19 protein-coding genes are annotated in these 18147 nt (G+C 50.3%); 5 read left to right on the top strand and 14 right to left on the bottom strand.

The features are described 5' to 3' along the window. Nucleotides 1–43: 43 nt before the first annotated feature. The 9 genes from ACT53G_RS04680 to ACT53G_RS04640 all read right to left on the bottom strand — a co-directional run bounded on the left by ACT53G_RS04680 (nucleotide 44) and on the right by ACT53G_RS04640 (nucleotide 9837). On the bottom strand, nucleotides 44–2710 hold the full coding sequence (locus ACT53G_RS04680; protein WP_379075534.1) for a TonB-dependent receptor: 2667 nt from the start codon (nucleotides 2708–2710) through the stop codon (nucleotides 44–46). A gap of 243 nt (nucleotides 2711–2953) precedes the next feature. Beyond that, nucleotides 2954–3640, bottom strand: coding sequence for a Bax inhibitor-1/YccA family protein (locus tag ACT53G_RS04675; RefSeq protein WP_275355822.1), 687 nt, complete (start codon nucleotides 3638–3640; stop codon nucleotides 2954–2956). Nucleotides 3641–3752: 112 nt separating this feature from the next. Further along, nucleotides 3753–4652: a lipid A hydroxylase LpxO gene (lpxO, locus tag ACT53G_RS04670; RefSeq protein ID WP_379075531.1), complete on the bottom strand. Its 900-nt coding sequence runs from the start codon at nucleotides 4650–4652 to the stop codon at nucleotides 3753–3755. Between the two features lie 72 nt (nucleotides 4653–4724). Then, nucleotides 4725–5771 carry a beta-N-acetylhexosaminidase gene (gene nagZ / locus ACT53G_RS04665; RefSeq protein WP_379075528.1) on the bottom strand — a complete coding sequence of 349 codons (1047 nt, stop codon included), beginning with the start codon at nucleotides 5769–5771 and terminating at the stop codon, nucleotides 4725–4727. Between the two features lie 23 nt (nucleotides 5772–5794). Further along, the gene (locus ACT53G_RS04660) at nucleotides 5795–6922 is read right to left on the bottom strand and encodes a methyltransferase (RefSeq protein ID WP_476168841.1); all 1128 of its coding nucleotides are present in this window, start codon (nucleotides 6920–6922) and stop codon (nucleotides 5795–5797) included. 39 nt (nucleotides 6923–6961) lie between these two features. Next, nucleotides 6962–7654: a queuosine precursor transporter gene (locus ACT53G_RS04655; protein ID WP_194748192.1), complete on the bottom strand. Its 693-nt coding sequence runs from the start codon at nucleotides 7652–7654 to the stop codon at nucleotides 6962–6964. Next, entirely contained in the window at nucleotides 7651–8448 is a 798-nt protein-coding gene (locus tag ACT53G_RS04650; RefSeq protein WP_476145530.1) for an ABC transporter permease, read from the bottom strand. Before ACT53G_RS04650 ends, ACT53G_RS04655 begins: the two co-directional genes overlap by 4 nt. After that, nucleotides 8445–9356, bottom strand: a complete 912-nt coding sequence (gene nikB / locus ACT53G_RS04645) for a nickel ABC transporter permease (protein WP_476168840.1) — start codon at nucleotides 9354–9356, stop codon at nucleotides 8445–8447. The genes ACT53G_RS04650 and nikB overlap by 4 nt, the downstream gene beginning before the upstream one ends. Then, nucleotides 9349–9837 (bottom strand): L,D-transpeptidase, encoded by a 489-nt coding sequence (locus ACT53G_RS04640; RefSeq protein WP_194748195.1) that lies wholly within the window; start codon nucleotides 9835–9837, stop codon nucleotides 9349–9351. The genes nikB and ACT53G_RS04640 overlap by 8 nt, the downstream gene beginning before the upstream one ends. A gap of 156 nt (nucleotides 9838–9993) precedes the next feature. Between ACT53G_RS04640 and ACT53G_RS04635 the strand changes: the two genes are divergently transcribed. Further along, nucleotides 9994–10689, top strand: coding sequence for a VIT1/CCC1 transporter family protein (locus ACT53G_RS04635; protein ID WP_476168839.1), 696 nt, complete (start codon nucleotides 9994–9996; stop codon nucleotides 10687–10689). A 6-nt stretch (nucleotides 10690–10695) separates the two neighbouring features. Here the strand turns inward: ACT53G_RS04635 and ACT53G_RS04630 are convergent, their stop codons facing one another. Together ACT53G_RS04630 and rlmD are read right to left on the bottom strand one after the other, a co-directional pair. After that, nucleotides 10696–12150 (bottom strand): ABC transporter substrate-binding protein, encoded by a 1455-nt coding sequence (locus ACT53G_RS04630; RefSeq protein ID WP_476169011.1) that lies wholly within the window; start codon nucleotides 12148–12150, stop codon nucleotides 10696–10698. A 16-nt stretch (nucleotides 12151–12166) separates the two neighbouring features. Continuing rightward, nucleotides 12167–13540: a 23S rRNA (uracil(1939)-C(5))-methyltransferase RlmD gene (gene rlmD, locus ACT53G_RS04625; protein ID WP_338654778.1), complete on the bottom strand. Its 1374-nt coding sequence runs from the start codon at nucleotides 13538–13540 to the stop codon at nucleotides 12167–12169. Between the two features lie 67 nt (nucleotides 13541–13607). Here rlmD and ACT53G_RS04620 point away from each other — a divergent pair, with 67 nt between their 5' ends. Continuing rightward, on the top strand, nucleotides 13608–14096 hold the full coding sequence (locus tag ACT53G_RS04620) for a hypothetical protein (protein ID WP_476154205.1): 489 nt from the start codon (nucleotides 13608–13610) through the stop codon (nucleotides 14094–14096). Here ACT53G_RS04620 and ACT53G_RS04615 read toward each other — a convergent pair. Continuing rightward, complete coding sequence (locus tag ACT53G_RS04615) at nucleotides 14093–14881, bottom strand: 3'-5' exonuclease (protein ID WP_476154203.1); 789 nt, start codon at nucleotides 14879–14881, stop codon at nucleotides 14093–14095. The two genes, ACT53G_RS04620 and ACT53G_RS04615, sit on opposite strands and share 4 nt — an antisense overlap. A gap of 290 nt (nucleotides 14882–15171) precedes the next feature. Between ACT53G_RS04615 and ACT53G_RS04610 the strand changes: the two genes are divergently transcribed. After that, nucleotides 15172–15864: a hypothetical protein gene (locus ACT53G_RS04610; protein WP_476168838.1), complete on the top strand. Its 693-nt coding sequence runs from the start codon at nucleotides 15172–15174 to the stop codon at nucleotides 15862–15864. A 121-nt stretch (nucleotides 15865–15985) separates the two neighbouring features. Here ACT53G_RS04610 and ACT53G_RS04605 read toward each other — a convergent pair whose 3' ends face one another. After that, complete coding sequence (locus ACT53G_RS04605; protein ID WP_313988415.1) at nucleotides 15986–16465, bottom strand: hypothetical protein; 480 nt, start codon at nucleotides 16463–16465, stop codon at nucleotides 15986–15988. 48 nt (nucleotides 16466–16513) lie between these two features. Between ACT53G_RS04605 and ACT53G_RS04600 the strand changes: the two genes are divergently transcribed. Next, nucleotides 16514–16639, top strand: coding sequence for a hypothetical protein (locus ACT53G_RS04600; protein ID WP_313988418.1), 126 nt, complete (start codon nucleotides 16514–16516; stop codon nucleotides 16637–16639). Between the two features lie 318 nt (nucleotides 16640–16957). Then, a complete protein-coding gene (locus ACT53G_RS04595) occupies nucleotides 16958–17608 on the top strand; it encodes an outer membrane beta-barrel protein (protein WP_476168837.1) in 651 nt (216 codons plus the stop codon). A 90-nt stretch (nucleotides 17609–17698) separates the two neighbouring features. On the opposite strand, the gene ACT53G_RS04590 is transcribed toward ACT53G_RS04595, so the two are convergent. Then, nucleotides 17699–18097, bottom strand: a complete 399-nt coding sequence (locus tag ACT53G_RS04590; RefSeq protein WP_476169010.1) for a YdbL family probable chaperone protein — start codon at nucleotides 18095–18097, stop codon at nucleotides 17699–17701. Nucleotides 18098–18147: the final 50 nt, after the last annotated feature.

Below are 18147 nucleotides of genomic sequence, written 5' to 3'. Positions count from 1 at the left end.
TAAACCAACTTCCGAGAGCCAATTGGTTGATAAAAACAACCACCTAATCAAGCTTGGTTTTTCTTGACTTCCAGTCCAAGTCATAACTCAATCCAAACCATATGGCTCGCGGCGCACCAGGACCAATAAACGTGGTGTTCTTCCATTGATCAGAGTTGTAGTTAAATCCTGCAGAATCAGTTGCAGCCCCACCACTGGCTGGGGTAAATGGGGTTCGACCAAGATTTCCCGCTGTGGCATATTCACGGTCAAATAAGTTATCGAGTCGCGCAAATGCGGAAAATCCGTTATCAAACTTGTAATTGGCGCGAATATTAAAAACGGCGTAACCGGGAATGGTTCCTTTGCCGATATAGTCATAAGGATCACGGTTTGTGCCAGACACTACAGTGTTTGTTGCTGCACGTGGCTGGTGTTCGTTATTCTCATTTCCCCGGACATAAGATGATGAGTGCAACACCATATTCAATGTCATATCAAACTTTTTAGTAGGCGTATAATTCCAACTCGCTTGGATAATATGGTTAGGCATTCCTGGCAACTCATCACCAGGCTTCACATATACATAATTCTGGGAATCAACAACAACGTTAGAACTGTTATTGGGGTTAATTATTGATGAGGGCGACTCAAAGGTCGCTTTCATCCAGGTGTAGTTAAAGCTGAAGCGGTGTGCGTTCCAAGTACTCGAAAAACTCGCTTCAACTCCTTGCCTAAGGGTTGCCCCAAAATTATCAAATACCCCTCGATTCTTACGACCTAAGGGTACAAATAGAATATCGTTTGAGAGCTCTGTTCTAAAAAGACTCAGATTCCAGTTGAGAGGTTGATTGCCTAAAAAGCTCTGCAATACCCCTCTGGTTCCTGCCTCGTAAGATGTAGATCGTACCTGCTTGAGATAAGGGTCAGCCGTAAGTGATGTTGGGATCGCGCAACCAAATTGGAAATTTACGTCGTTAACGATTTGCGTTCTGTCAATAGCACAACCAAGCTCAATGACCGAAGGGGTACGTGCCCCCCTACTTACGTTGCCATAAGCTACCAAATTTGGCTTAACTTCCCATGCAAAGCCTGCAGAGGGATTGAAGCTTCGGTACAAATAATTTCCTTTTGTACAAATGAAACGCGCTTCAGAGTCACTGTCATTCTCTGCACACCTGTCATTGTCAGAATCAAAATAACTAGTTGGATTATCAAACTGATATAACGCCTTACCACGCTCTGACTCAAGATAATTCTTAACTCGAGTATGATTGAACCTTGCTCCAAGTGTGAAATGAACAGTTTCGACAGGTGACCAAGTATCACTCAAAAAAATACTTTTTGTAGTGCTACTACCGGTTAGACGATTTCTGACTATCGGAAATTCTGCGGCAATCAAGCCATAGTCTGTGTAATAACTTGAGTTTTCAATCAACCGACGGTCAGGGCCAATATCGGCAAACATTTCACTTTGCTTAAAATTAATATCATTCGTGTCATAAGTGACACCAGCAGTGAATTGATTTTTATCGGTGACGTGATTTAACTGAAATGCAAGCCCTTTTGAGCCCTGATCCAAGTTCGAATTACTTAATACACCATTAGGCAATAAACCTGCACAACCAGAACCTGGACTATCAGAGTTAGTGCCGCCATCAGGATAGCTCCCATCAGCACACAATGGCGTTGAAATGCCGATACGATTAGACATCGCCGGGAAGCCATCGTAAAAGTCTGAACCAATAGCCCCCTGCTTAACACTGCGACGATACGTCAACCCAGAAAGTGTTAGATTATCATTTAGATCAAATCTACCCGTAAGATTGTAGTGCTCAAGCCCATTCTTGTTCTGATCAGGAGATGTAAAAACTGCTCGCCTATCTTGCTCATACATTTCATAAGGCACTACACCATTACCCGTTAAAGCGGTGTCAACATTCAAAGCCGTCAAACTAACCTCACCATAGTCACTTCGTAAATTAGCGCTGGTGAATAATTGACGTACATTGGAAGGAGAGTTATCTCTCCAGCCATCCTCTTTGAAATGGTTATAGGCTACAAATAATCCTAACTTGCCATTATTGAAGCCATTTGAGAACTGAGCCTGCTCCCTTCCCCAAGATCCTCCCATTATTTCTGCATGCAACTGGTTATGCGTAAAACCATTTTTCGTGGTAATTGCTAAAGCACCGCCAAGTGTATTCAATCCGAATAAAGGATTAGAGCCAGGGATTAAGTCAAGACTGGCTATAGCATTCATGGGAATGAAATCCCAATTTACAACCTCTCCAAAAGCCTCATTAACCCTTACACCATCTAAATACACAGAGATACCCTGCGGCGTACCGATTTGAGGTGAAGCTGTAAAGCCACGAAAATTTAGATCTTGTTGAAAAGGATTACCGGTGTAGTCATTAATAGTCACAGATTGCATTGTGCTATTCATTAAGTCAGTAATATTGACTGATTTAGAATCCGCAATTTCTTTACCACTGATACTTTGAACATTAGTGGTCATTTGCTCCCGGTCTATGACTAATCCGGGCAAAGGTGTAATGACAGTTCTTCGCTTAGCCTTGACCTCTACCTCATCTAATTCAATGCCCTTTGTTGACTCAATAGCTTTGACTTCTTTACTAGAGACAACAGCATCATTGGTATCTGCCGCGATTGAAAAACAAGAATAAACCCCTAAAAGCAATACTGATTTTATTTTTTTATTAAGCACTTCACCCCTCCATGTGGAGGAGATACTGCAAAAACCGAACCACTTAATTAAGTGTATTTTTTATTAATAAAATCAATAATTTAAAAATATCTCACATTAAAAGCAGTAATGCATATGGCTGAAATAAACCACGCTGGCTAAAAACAACCAATCACAAACTCTTTTTTCGCATGAACTAAATTGATGCAAATAAAAAACCCGCCAAATGCTTGGCGGGTTTTTTGAGATGGAAAAACTCAGAACTTAGTCGCGGTTGCCTAATACTGCCAGCAAAATATTCAACAGGTTCACAAACAGGTTGTAGATATCCAGATACAGATTCAAGGTCGCCATCACATAGTTGGTCTGACCGCCACGCACGATCTGGTTCACGTCGTACAAAATGTAGCCGGAGAAAATCAGTACTGAGACACCAGAGATTGCCAATGACAAGGCTGGAATCTGGAAGTACATATTAGCCAAACCAGCGACAATGGCCAGAATCAGACCTATCATCAGGAACTTGCCGATACCGCTGAAGTCACGGGCTGGGGAAGAACCAATGCCAGCCAAGCTTAAGAAAGTGATCCCAGTCCCGGCAGCAGCCAAGCCTACAATTTCAGCGCCGTTGCGCAGATGCAGGGCAAATTGCAGGATAGGGCCAAGCATCACACCAAAGACAAACGTCAGTGCCAACAACAACCACACGCCTACACCGCTGTTCTGGTTAACCGCAATCAGTTTAAACATACCAAACATGACAGCCATAAAACCGATAAAGAACATGAACGGGTGTGCCGCCATCCAGCCAAAATTCATCTGCAGGCCAACATAGGCACCGATCACGGTTGGCACCATGCTCAAACCCAGCAAGGCGTATGTATTGCGCAGTACGCGATTTTGCGTTTCGGATAATTGACCGTCACGACCTAAAACTTGCATATCTGACATAGTGTATTTCCTCTTTTCAATTAAAACTAAAAGCAGCTTCTGTAGTTAAGATAATGGCAAACACCTAAAGTTTCAAGGCTTTGCGTGACATTTGTGTGAACAATCGTTCAGTTTACAGCTTCCACAGCCCGTAAATGACTACCGCAATCAGCACGATGCGCGTGATTTGATAAACGGTTTTATTCCACTTTTTAAAACGGCGGCGGTACTGACCGATCACCCAGGCATAATGAAACAGGCGGTTAATGACGCCGGTCTGGTCCCCGGCTTCATTTGGCGAGCTGGCCGCAGTAACGATGGTATTGGCCAGAAACCGATTGACTGTCTGCGCCCAGCGGTAGCGCATGGGGCGCTCAATGTCGCAAAACAGAATCACACGCGTTTCATCGGTCTTGTTATAGGCTTCATGGATATAGGTTTCATCAAACATGACGGCCTGTCCATCACGCCAGCTGTAATCCTCACCATCAACGCGGATAAAACACTGATCGTCATTAGGGGTGGCAAGCCCTAGATGAAAGCGCAAAGAGCCAGCATAGGGATCACGGTGCGGACGAAGATGCGCGCCCGGCGGCAGCTCGGCAAACATGGCAGCTTTGACGCTGGGGATGCTTTGCAGTAAGGCGACTGTTTTTGGGCAGTAAATGCTGGCAGAGGGATGATGTGCGTCATACCACTTAAGATAAAAACGTTTCCAGCCGGTTTTAAAAAACGAGTTAAACCCGGCATCGTTATTGGTCTTGGCCGCAGCAATGCGCTCCTGTTCGCGTACATACAACGCTTCTTCACGGATCTCTTGCCAGCGGTCGGTGATCGCTTTCAGTTCCGGGAAGTCATGCACCGGCAAATACGGCGTGGTCGGCGCTTTGGAGAACAGGTATAAAAATACATTGAATGGCGAAACAATGCCGGAATGGTCAAATATCTGGCGATAAAAGCGGTGCCTAACCTTGCCCCTGAAGTGCACATAACTGACCGAAGCCAAGAAAATGCCAAGAATGATCCATTTCATAATTGATACCGATGTTTACGCCGTGATTAGATTGTCATCAATAATTGTCTAGCTTACCGCAACCGTCCGGCTTCAAGCAAACAAATCCGCCTCTTTTTGACCGACCATGGCCACACGCTTGACCGCTTCTACATAGGCCGCAGACTCACGTAATGCCACCATATCCTGCGGATGATGACCACCATGCATACGTGCCAGGCGCGCAATACTTTGTGCAGAAATCTTCCACGTTAACTTGTTCAACAATTCATCGGCCAAGTCCGGGCGGTTGCATAACAACACCATATCGCACCCGGCGTCCAAAGCAGCCATGGTTCGTGCAGTGACGTCGCCTGCCACGGTGGCGCCCTCCATACTCAAGTCATCACTGAAAATCACACCATTAAAACCCAAGCGCTCACGCAGCACTTTTTGAAGCCAGCGGGACGAGAAGCCGGCCGGTTTATCATCGACCTTGGGATAAATCACATGTGCGGGCATCACCGCATGCAAGCCCTCGTCTATCATGCGTACAAACGGCTGCATATCGTTTTGTGCAATCTGGTCAAACTCGCGATCATCCACCGGAATGCTCACATGCGAATCTGCCACCACAAAACCATGCCCGGGGAAATGTTTGCCTACCGCAGCCATGCCAGCCTTTTTAAGGCCTTGCATCAGGCTAAACGCCAACTCATTAATCGCCTGCGGATCACGGTGAAACGCGCGATCCCCAATCACCAGGCTGTCGCCATAGTCCATATCCAACACTGGCGTAAAGCTGAAATCCACGCCATGCGCCCTTAGCTCTGCGCCCAGCACATACCCGGCCTCTACCGCCAGCTCTTTCGCTTTGCGTGGGTTTTTGTCCCAAATATGGCCAAACTCGCGCATGGGCGGGATTTTGGTAAAGCCTTCTCGGAAGCGCTGCACGCGACCGCCTTCATGATCCACGGCAATCAGCAGCGGCGGCTGACGCACCGCATGTATACTGGCTGTGAGTGCCTTGAGCTGCGCGCAACTCTCAAAGTTACGCGCAAACAGAATCACCCCGCCGACTAGCGGATGTTGCAAGCGGCGGATATCGTCGGCGGTGAGTTCCTTGCCGACCACATCCAGCATGACGGGACCTAAAGACATAACAAATTCCTATTATTCAAAATTCAAACGCATTTTAACCGATAAAGACTGGTTACTTCTTTGGCACGGGCAGCATATAACGGATCCGATTGATCGCTGGCCTTGGCATGTGTTGGCGCAATATCCAGCTTGTCGACCACCTGCAACCCTGCTTCATGGATCCATGTATTTAAGGCCTCAGGCTGGCGCAAGCCAATCTGCTCAGCCAAATTAGACATTATCAGCCACCCCTCGCCCTCAGGATTTACATGCGCTTTCAAGCCACTTAAAAAGCCTTTCAGCATCTTGCTTTCGGGGTCATACACGGCATGCTCAATCGGCGCATTCGCTTTGGCAGGTAGCCAGGGAGGATTACAGACAATCAGGTCCGCACTACCCGCTGGAAACAAGTCTGCCTGCATGACTTGAATATGGCTTTGCATATTCAACCGCTGGATGTTTTCGGTGGCACACGTCAATGCTCGCGGCTGGTTGTCCGTTGCGACGACTTGCTTGACGCCCCGCGCTACTAAAATGGCGGCAATCACCCCCGTGCCGGTACCAATATCCCAGGCCACCTGCGGACTACTAAGCGGCGCCTGGTCAATGAGGTCGAGATACTCACCACGTACGGGCGAATACACCCCGTAATGCGCATGTATATTGGCATTCAGCGCATGAATCGGCACGCCTTTTTTACGCCATTCATGCGCGCCCACCATGCCTAGCAACTCACGCAATGAGAGCACAAGTCTTGCAGGCAGTTTGCCTGTGTTGTCATCCACAATCAAAGCCGCCTGCACAGCCGCTTTAACGTCTGGCGCACGCGGTAAATCGCAGGCACCATATTTAAGCTCGATTAATACTTTATTCGTAATATTGGCACGACCGATCTGGCGCGCGCGATGCTGGTGAAACGCTTCCAGCAGGCTAGCCGCCGGTTTGACTGGTTTTCGGTCTACACGCCGCGTAATCGCTTGCAGCAATTGCTTGGCATTTTGAAAGTCACCGCGATATAGCAAGGCGGTGCCCTCACACGCCAGACGGTAGGCTTCATCCGCTTTGGTGGTGTCGTCTGCAATCACCACGGCTTTGGGCGCAGGGTTACCCGCTTCTGACTGCCAGTCAGCGGCTTGTGTTTTGTTTTTTTCGTACCAGTTAATCAGGGTCAATGGGGTTCCGATAATCAGAAGTTGTCAAAGGTAGCCAGTTTAAAGCTTAAACGGGCTAAAGTCGGTATGGGTATCGTAATAGTCTTCTTTTTCTGCCCGTTTGAGAAAAGCGACGATTTTATAGGTGACTGGCGTAAAAGCGACTTCTACCAGCACTTTGGCCGTAAATTGCGCCAGCACAATTTGCGGCATCATGGCATCTGGGAATTCGCCTGAGCCATAAAAGGCCAGCGGAAAAAATAACATGGTATCAACCGCCTCGCCAAAAATGGTCGAGCCTATGGTGCGGCTCCATAACCAGCGGCCACTGGTCAACACTTTCATTTTGGCCAGGACAAATGAATTCACAAACTCACCGGCCACAAAAGACACCAGCGAAGCCAGCGCTATGCGGGCGGTCGAGCCAAACACAGATTGATAGGCCGCCTGATCATGCCAGTCCGGTGCGGGCGGCAAGGCCACAATCACCCAGGCCATCAGGCTGGCAAAAGCCAGGCAGATAAAGCCGGTCCAAATGACGCGACGCGAGGCGGCATAGCCATACACCTCAGTGAGGATATCGCCAAAAATAAAACTGATGGGGAAAAACATGATGCCCGCGCCAAACGTGAGTGCACCCAGCACAGGGGCGTGGATTTCAGTGATTTTACCGGGGCCGATCAGGTTGGAACAAACCAGCACGACCGCAAATGCGGCCATGATCAGATCGTAATAACGGTATTGTTTTTTCATGCTTGCACTCCCTGACGCACATCCAGCTTGTCCCGCAAGACATCCCCCCCCAAGTTAATTGCCAGGATCAGGCTCATCATGCACACGCCTACGGTCAACACATAATGGGGGGCGACCAGCATAAAGCGCACCGCATCACGCAACATGGCACCCCAGGAGGCTTCCGGGGCCTGAATCCCCAGGCCAAGAAAGGACAGCGAAGCTTCGGCAATCATGACACTGGCCATGCTGTAGGCAGCCTCAACCATTAAAATGGACAGCAATAGCGGCAAGATGTGGCGCAACATGATACGCCATGCGCCAGCGCCTAATGACTCGGCCGCCAGCACATGCAGGCGCTGGCGTAGTGCCAGAGCTTGCCCGCGCGATAGTCTGGCGTAGGTCACCCAGCCGGTCAGACATAAGGCCAGGATCAGGTTATTGAGACCCGCACCCAGCACGGCGGCAAACGCAATCGCCAGCAAGATCCCGGGGAATGCCAGAAAAATACTGGTGATTTGCATGAGTACATCATCCAGCCTGCCGCCATGATACCCGGCCAGCAAGCCTATCGTCAGCCCTATCGCCATGGTCATGGTCGTCACGATCACCGTCACCATGAATGACACTTCTACGCCATGTAATACGCGCGCCAGAATGTCACGGCCCAGGTCATCAGTTCCCAGCCAGTGCTGTGCACTTGGCCATTGTAAAATCGCATCCAGATCAATCTGGTTGGGACTCATCTCGACCAGGCGACCAAGTAGTACCGCCAGCAGCCAAAACGCCAGGGTCAGCAGAGAAAAGGTCTTCATGCCTGACCTCGCGTGCGTGGATCCAGCCAGCGATAGGCCAAATCTGTGCCCTGGTTAATCAGTACATAGCTCAAGGCAATCACCAGCACACAGGCCTGCGTCACCGGGTAGTCGCGTTTTTCTATACTATCCACCAGCAGGCGACCGACGCCATTCCAGCCAAAAATGGTTTCTGTGATCACCGCCCCGGCCAGCAAACTGCCCATTTGCAGACCAACAATGGTCACCAGCGGCAACAAGGCCGCCCGCAGGGCATGTTTAAGGACCACTTGTTGCTCGCTTAAGCCTTTGGCGCGCGCCGTGCGGATATAGTCCTCATGCAGGACCTCGAGCAAGCTGGTGCGTGTCATGCGCGTGAGAATGGCACTTAAGCCCAAACCCAGGGTCAGCGCGGGCAACACCACACTTGCCGCGCTTTCCATCCCGCTCACGGGCAACCAGCCCAGCCAGACGGCAAAAACCAGCATGAGCAAGGGCCCGAGCCAAAATGCCGGCATGGCCGCGACACGGATACTGAACAAAGTGATCATCACGTCTTGCCAATGTCCTGCCTTGAGTGCAGACCAGACGCCCAGCGGAACACCAATGCTGATGCCTATGCACAAGGCCGACACCGCTAATAGCATGGTCGCTGGATAGGTTTGCAGCAACAAGGTTGAAATATCGGTATGCGTGTGTATGGAGACACCAAAGTCACCGTGCAAGAGATGGGCAGTATATTGCAAAAACTGCTGCCACAATGGCTGATTCAGGCCGAGTTCTGCTTTGAGCGCCTCGCGGTCGGCCACACTGGCAGACTCGCCCAGCATGACATCCACCGGATCGCCCGGCACCAGATGTAGTAGCAGGAATGTCAGGCAGAGCACCCCCAGCACCACAGGCAGCAATGTCAATAAACGCTTAATCATCCGCCTCGTGCAGATGGACTGGGGTACCCACAGGCACCAGATCAAATAACTCAATCAGGTCAGTATTACGCATGCGTACACAGCCGTGCGATCCGGGCTTGCCAAGCTCGGTGCTGTCAGGCGTGCCGTGAATGTAAATATACCGCTGCATGGTGTCTACTTCTCCGAGGCGGTTTTTACCGGGCTCGGTGCCACTGAGCCATAAAATGCGGGTTAGAATCCAGTCACGTTCAGGAAACGCCTGTTTCAAGGCTGGTGTAAAAATCTCTCCAGTGGGCCGGCGGCCAACGAATACGGTGTTTTCCGGCGCACCCTCGCCAATTTTGGCGCGAACAATATGGGTGCCTAGCGGTGTACAACCGCTGTTTTTGACACAGCCTACCCCATTCGCCGCCGTTGACACTGCGTACTGTTTGCGCGGCTGGCCCTGATCATCAAACAAGGTCAGCGTTTGCGCCGGAATTGAAATATCAATATGCATAGTTATTATTCTAAGCCATTTAATCGCAATTGCATGGCCGTTGACCGCAGATTTGCAAGTCGAGCGTCTGGGGCAATATAAATTGCATTACAATCGTTGCACCAATGCTTTTAAACTCGGCCCTCTATCGCAATCCCTCAATCCTACAGGTGCGCCATGCAACATCATGAAAAACATTTTTTACAGCGCAGTGGCTGGTTACGTGCAGCCGTATTAGGCGCCAATGATGGCATTATCTCTACCGCCAGTTTGCTGATGGGTGTGGCAGCAGCGGGGACTGCGCAACAGGCATTAATGATGACGGGCATCGCCGGGCTGGTCGCTGGGGCATTATCCATGGCTGCCGGCGAATATGTCTCGGTGAGCTCGCAAACCGATATTGAACAGGCCGACCTCGCGCGTGAGGCGCAAGAGCTCAAACAAAACCCTGAAAGCGAGTTGCGTGAACTCACAGGCATTTATATCCAGCGCGGTTTGTCGCCTGCGCTGGCAAAACAGGTCGCGCAGGAGCTGTCACAACATGATTCTTTAGGGGCACATGCGCGTGACGAATTAGGCTTGCATGACATCAACCAGGCTAAACCACTGCAAGCTGCATTTGCCTCGGCATTAGCCTTTTCTAGCGGCGCGCTATTGCCATTGCTGACCACGCTACTCGCCCCGCATGCACAAGTGCAGTCGTGGCTGATGTTCAGCACCTTGCCATTTTTGGCCTTGCTAGGCATGGTGGCCGCACGCACTGGCGGGGCCAGTGTCAGCAAAAGCGTCATCCGCGTGGTGATCTGGGGCGCGCTGGCCATGGTCGCCACGGCGCTGATTGGCCACTGGTTTGGTGTTCAGGCCCCGGTTTAAGCAAGCTTAATGTGGCGCAGCGTGAAAAGCCACTTTGGTCAACCCATCCCAATTGCCATCCGGCGCCGGGGTATAGCGTTTAATTGATCCTCGATAGGCGGCAAACTGACCTTCATACCAGAGTGGAATCACGGGCAACTGCTGGTGGACACGTTGCGTGACGGCAGGCCAGTCTTCTTTCTCCAGCAAGGCATCCAGTTGGGCATCCTGATACCGCCCTCGGTTAAAACCTGTGGGCGGAATACTCTTGGAACCAAAGACTTTGCCGTAGATTTCCGGGGTTTTAATACCCACCCAGGTTAAGCCGTAAAGTTGAAAATTGCCTTTTTGCACATCGGCAAAAAAAGTGCCCCAATCCAGGCTCTTGATTTGCAAGTCTATGCCTGCGGCTTGCATCTGTGCCTGCAAAATCGTCGCCAGCCGCACCCGTTGCGGGTCTGTGCTGGTTTTATAGATCAGCGTCAATGGCAGCTTGACCCCGGCAGCTGCCAATAACTGTCTGGCGCGAGCGGGATCGTAATGATATGGCTGCAATTGCGCATTGCCCGCATAATGTTCGGGCGGCAGGATAGCACTGGCTTGCCGACTTTGACTGACCATGACTTTATCGATGATGGCCTGTGGATCAATCGCATACGCAATCGCTTGCCGCACGCGCGCATCCTTTAAAAAAGCTGCCTGGGCATTAATGCCCAGATAAGAGTAATTGGCACCCACCCCGGTATTCACCGTGATATTCGCTTGTGTTTGCAGATACTTGACCAGCTCAGGCGGCAAATCGCCCTGAATCAAATCGGCCTCACCACGCTTGAGCTTGAGCACGCGCACATTCGGGTCTTTGACTTCTTCAAAGCGCACCTTGAGTCCATCTCCCAATCGCTCCAGCACCAGCGAAGATGACCAGCCATCGAACTTGAACGGCCCACTGCCCACTGGCGCATGGCTAAAGTCATGCGCAGCCGCAATTAATCGTGCGGGGAGGATGCCGACAATCATACGCGCCGCAAAATGGGGATCGGCATGCGCCAACGTAAAGTCTATGGTCTTTGCATCCGGGGTGCTAATGTTGCGAATATGCCTGAATTCGGCAGTATGGGGCGAGTCTTTGAGTGTGAGCAGGCTATCGTACGTCGCTTTCACATCGGTGGCCGTCAAAGGCTGGCCATCATGAAATACTGGGGCCCGCAGCAAGTGAAAACGGTAATGCAGGGGATCCAGTTGCTGCCACGAAGCCAACCCGGCGACCTCGTGTGATGCGGCATCAAACTCGACCAGTCGCTGATAAACCAGGCGATTGACCCGCTCTGAAGCCGCATCGGTAGCATAGCGCGGATCCAGATTGAGTGGCGCCTGCGCCACTGCAAACACCAGTGTATTCGGTGCATTGGAAGAATGACAGCCGGCCACCCCTCCCCCTAAACAGATCAACGCCAAAAGGTGCGCCAGCTTGAGCCAGCGCAGAGGAACAGCTAGCACATCAATCCTTCTCAAACACAGCAATCGATTCAACGTGCGCCGTATGCGGGAACATATTCATCACCCCGGCCGCCTCTAAGCGGTAACCCTTGACCTGAGTCAGAATGGCAGCATCGCGTGCCAGCGTGGAAGGGTTACAAGAGACATAAACAATGCGTGAGGGCGCGTGACTGTCATTCGGATCTTCAGCCTCGGGCAATGCCTTGATCAGTTCAATCGCACCATCACGCGGGGGATCAATCAGCCATTTGTCAAACGCGCCCAAGGCCAATAATGACTCAGGCGTCATATCAAACAGATCAGACTCGGCAAACTCGACATTGGTCACGCCATTAAGGCCTGCGTTTTCAATCGCCCGCTTCACCAGCGCCTGCGCACCTTCCACCCCATACACCGTGGCGCCACTACGCGCAATCGGCAAGGTAAAATTACCGAGCCCACAGAAAAAATCGGCGATACGCTCACCCGCCTGCGGCTGCAACAACTGCATGGCACGACGAATCATGACGCGGTTGATGGCAGGGTTGACCTGCGTAAACTCCGTCGGATTAAAGGGATACTCCAAACCAAACTCAGGCAGGCTGTAGTGCAATTTATCGCCATGATCAAACAAAGGCTTGACCGTGTCGGGACCTTTGGTTTGCGTCCACATTTGCACACCATGCGCCTCTTCAAAGGTTTTCAGCAAGGCCACATCGTCCTCGGTCAGCGCTTCCAGAATGCGTAGCACCAGTACCGTAGCATCTTCACCTACCGCCAGTTCAATCTGTGGCAGCGACTGTTTAACTGAGAGCTGTCCAATCAACGCTTTCAACGGCAAGATCAAATCGGACACCGGTTGGGTCAGGACTTCACAGCTGTCCATAAAAGTGACATAGCTGCTGCCCTTTTCATTAAAGCCCACCAGCACCCCACCCTTTTTCTCGACATAGCGCACGCGTAAACGGGCTTTGTGCCGGTAGTGCCAAGGCGTGCCCTGAATAGGCGGTAAAATCTTGGCAGGTTTGACGCGGCCAATATGCCACAAATCATTTTCCAGCATACGTTGCTTGGCTGCGACCTGTGCCGAAAACTCCAGATGTTGCATGGCACAGCCACCGCAAATGCCAAAATAAGCACAGCCAGGGGTTACGCGCTGGCTCGAAGCTTTCAGCACCTCAGTCGCGGTCGCCAGCTCATAGGTCGATTTGACATGGTGCGAAACAAACAGGACTTCTTCAAATGGCAGGGCCCCTTCGATAAAAATCACCTTACCATCGACATGGGCAACGCCCCGTCCTTCCTGGTCGAGTGATTCAATGCTGGCACGGCGCGGAGTTTGCGCTGCCTTGGCAGCGGGGGATAAATTGGATGATCGTTGACGGCTATTTCTCATAACCTGTTATTTTACCTGATTTGGGCATACAATCGTTTCAAGGTCTAATCAAAATGAGGAGGTCACCATGTTAAAAAAATATTGCCTTTCACTCGCCATCTGCCTCTCGCTATTCGCGACCGGGGTGTGCCATGCCGATGACATTTCCATCCAGCAGGATGCGCATGGGGTTCAATACGTCACTGGCGGCATAGGCTCAGAAGAAGTGGAGGCCATGGAAGCCTTTAAAAAACAATTCAATTTGTATTTCCTGTTTTCCGAGGGCAAGGCGGGTCGCGTCATTGATGATATCCAGCTGGCCATTCTGGACAGTAAAAATCAGGAAGTATTTGCGCTAGACCATGCCGCACCGAGACTGTTGCTCAACTTGCCGAGTGGCAAATACCAGGCGGTTGCCAGCTACCTGGGTAGCGAGCAGCGCTACCGTTTTGTGCACGACGCAAAAAAATCTAAACGCATCATTCTTAATTGGAAAAACAAGATTGATGAGGATACTGTCGAGCCGGTGACTGACGATCAAAGCGCTGAGGAACCTGCACCGACAGCGACGCCTTAAACAGTGGAATCCATTGCGTCCCAGGCAGCCATAAACTGCTGCCAGTGTTCGCCAGGATAGGCTGCCAGCGTATCCCGCACCAGCTGGATTTCTGACTGGTAACCGGCCTCATTCAAATGCCCACGCATTTTTAAAAAGCGCAGGTACACCAAATGCGTATTGGCAACATCCGTTTCGCAATAATCGCGGATCGCCTTGACTTCACCGTTAAGATAGGCCTGCCAGACCTTGCTGCCATCCATGCCAAGCTTGCCTGGGAAGCCACACAGCTGGGCCATGTCATCCAGTGGGGCATTGGCACGTCCGCTATACATGGCTAGTACATCCATTAAATCCAGATGGCGCATGTGATAACGGCTGATATAGTTATTCCATTTAAAATCCTTGTCGTCTTCGCCCAGATCCCAATAGCGTGGCGCAGCAATGCCATGCACCATGGCGCGGTAATGCAGCACCGGCAAATCAAAACCACTCCCATTCCAGCTCACCAGGTTAGGGGTGTATTTTTCAATCCCGTCAAAAAAGCGCTGGATAATTTCAGCTTCACTGGCTTGCTCATCGCCAAGCGTCCAGACGCGAAATTGGTTCCCTTCACGCAAGGCGCAAGAAATCGCACACACGCGCTGCAAATGATGCGGCAGAAACTCCGTGCCATTTTGCTGGCGCCGCTGATGAAAAGCGATATTCGCCGCCTCGTCGTCGCTCAAACTGGCTGGCAGATCATGTAACTGGCGGATCCCCGCAACATCGGGAATCGTTTCAATATCAAACACCAAACTAAGCATCGGATTTCCTGTTAAAGAGTCGCTTTTAAAATAGCACAGCGCCAGTGCTGACAGCAATCTATGCAGTCAGCTTGTAGAAAAAAGACTGCGTTTGTATCAAAAGATACAATCAGTGCACTTTTGTATCAATTGATACATTTAAATATATGATTTATAAAGGTTTTTTATGTTTTTTTAGTCTATCAAACCTAGAGATGCCGTATTACTCTGTATCCGTTCAGTCAACAAGAGCATTGCCAGGGAGCAATTGCTTCAGCCCTGAACCTTTAAAAACTTACGGAGTACTCATCATGACATCTATCAGTTCAATCGGCAGTAACAACTACATTCAATCGCTTGCGCAAGTAGGGCAGCGTAATGGCATGCAACCGCCGCCACCCCCAGATGGCGACAAACAAGGCAAGGATGGCGGCGGATTTTTGGGGGCGATAGACGCAGCGCTGAAAAGTGCTGGCATTTCAGGCGGTCTGGAATCTCTCTTCGGCAGTCAGGGGACTAACAGTGCAAGTACCAGCACAGAGAGCACAGATACAAGTAGCACAACAAGCACGAGTACAGATGCCAGTGATGCATTGAGCAGTTTTTTACAAAACCTGATGGGCGCCCTGCAATCACAGGGGACGGCTGGCACCAATACAGAAAGTACGAGTGACAGTACAGACAAGACGAGTGTTGATGCCAACACAACAGCAGGCGTACACCGTCATTTCGGCGGCCATGGCAAACAAGATATGGAAGCAAAACTACAAAGCTTGATTAGCGCTTTAAATACAAGTAGTGATTCCAGCAACACAACGGCCAGTAACACGACCTCCACTGGATCAACAAACCAGAACAGTGCGCTGGAGAGCAGTTTTCAGTCACTGGTTAGCGCACTTGGTGGCAGTAGCAGCAATGCCAGCTTGAGTGGCTTTTTGCAGGCCTTATCCTCCAATATGCAAAATCGTGGTCCAGCAGGGAACGTCGTCAGCACTGAGGCTTAGAGATAACAGCATCTGGCCCCAGATCCACCGCAACTACCACTGTGAGAGACTCTGTAATGGTGGTAGTTGTCGCTTGATTCCGATAATTTGGAATCAAGCTTGCCCCCTGATTAAAGCGCGATCAGGCAAATTCCAGTTGCATAATATCCGTCTCAGAATCTTCCTCCAGCCATTCCGCAGGCGCTTTATGCAATCGGATAGGCGTTTGCATTTCTTCACCGTCAAACGTTAGAATCGCGTAACTGACTTCCTGGGGCGCGGCCATCGGCGTGAATTTACCAAAGCCAAAGTGCGCATTGCGCATGACTTGCCATGCACCAGAGGGTTCAGTGTATTCAGGCTTGGAAAAGTAATGTGCAATTTGCTTGTCGGAGGCGGCCTTGAGCGCGCAGTCTTGCTCACGCGACAGCACCGACCAGCGATAATCCAGTCCATCCGCAATCGGTTGCAGCTGCATCAAATACCAGTGCACGTTTTCGCGCGCTAATTGGATCAATGATCGCACCCGACCGGTGTGATGATTCAGAATGTAGTAAATCCCCAGGTCTTGCTGATGAATGCTTTCACCCAGACGGGGTAGAACGAAAAGATTAGTTGGCACAACAAACTCCTTTCATTGGGACACGCACTTTGATTGTATGCAATGAACATGCCTGAAACTGAAATCAATGACTTTTACCTGTTTGTTCTCAATCTAGATGAGAGAAGCAACCTGCCGGAGTTGTTCAATGCGGCACACTTTGGGGGCGCTATTGGCAGTGGTGATTTGCTTTAAGCAATTGATTTGATTGATGACATACCTACGGTTCACCACGAGGCAAGCCAAAAATAAGCATCGTGGTCATTTTGAGCCGGCCTGTGCAGCCACAGCACCACTGTGACCATCTATGGCAGTAGATAAGTTGCCTTTTTAGTCATTTAGCGCGGTTTTATGCACCATCCTGACACTTTACTGCTCGGCGGTCTTAGATGACCGATTTGTGACAGCCCACACCTACAAACATAGTCACACCAAAAGTTACGTAATTTAACCTTTTCTGCTAAAGTAACAAAAAAACAAATCATTCCTCAATCAGACCGTAAAGGCACTTCTATGAAACTATTGCGTACAACTTCTCTCTTGGGACTATTGCTGATGTCAGCCGCCAGCACTGTGAGTGCCGCTGAGCCAGAAAGCCAGCATGGCTTGCAACAAACACCGTTTTATTTTGGTTTGGATGTCGCTTACCTTCGGCAAAAAAATCAAACACGTGACTTCAAGGAAGCGTGGTTTGATGAGTTTGGCACAACCCCCTCGGTAAAACAGGATAGAAATGCAGGCGCAGGACGGATATTTGCGGGCTACAGCGTCAATGAAAATCTTTCCCTGGAACTTGCGTACTTCAAAACCACTAAAGAAAAAATCGACGCCTCTGATAACATCAGATCAGCGAGCATCAAATACGATGCCAAAGGCGTTGAGTTATCAGGCTTATTCAGCCCTAGCCAATTCCCCAATTTTTTTGTTAAAGCGGGTGCCATTTACTCAGAGTTAGATGCACGTATTAGCGCATCGGCGGGTAACAATGTAGGAAGTAGCTCAGTAAACGATAAAGGCTGGGGCTATGTCGCCGGCTTTGGCTACAAGTATCCGATCAATCAAGTGGTCGATATTAAAGCGACCTATGCCTACTATGGCAGAGTGGCTGGCGACAGTGACTCACACATGAACCTGTTGTCTCTGGGCTTCCAGTATCACTTTTAAGCTTCTGCTGGCAGGCGGCTAACATCGTCTGCGTAACACAATCAAGCCGAAATGGAGCTTTCCATTTCGGCTTTTGTATGTTCAGACCGCTTATTTCTTAAGCCACTGTCCATCCTTCTGCACAAACCAGCCCGCTTGCGCTTTATCCATCCAGCGTTGGGCAAAGGTGCGCTGAATCTCGCCTGTCCACTCTGGATGCCCATTGGCGGCAGCAATGCCCTGGTAGAGCTGGGTGCGATCGTTGTTCTCCTGATTGACCAAGCTGGTAACCATGTTACGTTGTGATAATGGCACTCCGCTGGCCTCTTTGATGGCAATATAGCCATCCGCGGTAAAGCCAATTGCGCCTGACTGGTAGTAAGGCAGTAATTGCGGATGGCGCGCTTGCATGCTGGCTTTAACTGCAGCCAGTGCAGGCGTGTTGATATCCAAATCTGCGGCCGCCAGTGCGACACGCGGTGCGGCAACCAGCAAGATGACAGTTAGCATAGCGATTGCAGACTGACGATAACGGCACAACAGGTTAAACAGTGCATGGA

The sequence above is a fragment of the Methylophilus sp. DMC18 genome (assembly GCF_056314005.1).
The sequence above is the reverse complement of the archived record's forward strand: the minus strand, read 5'-3'. Positions and strand labels throughout refer to the sequence as shown.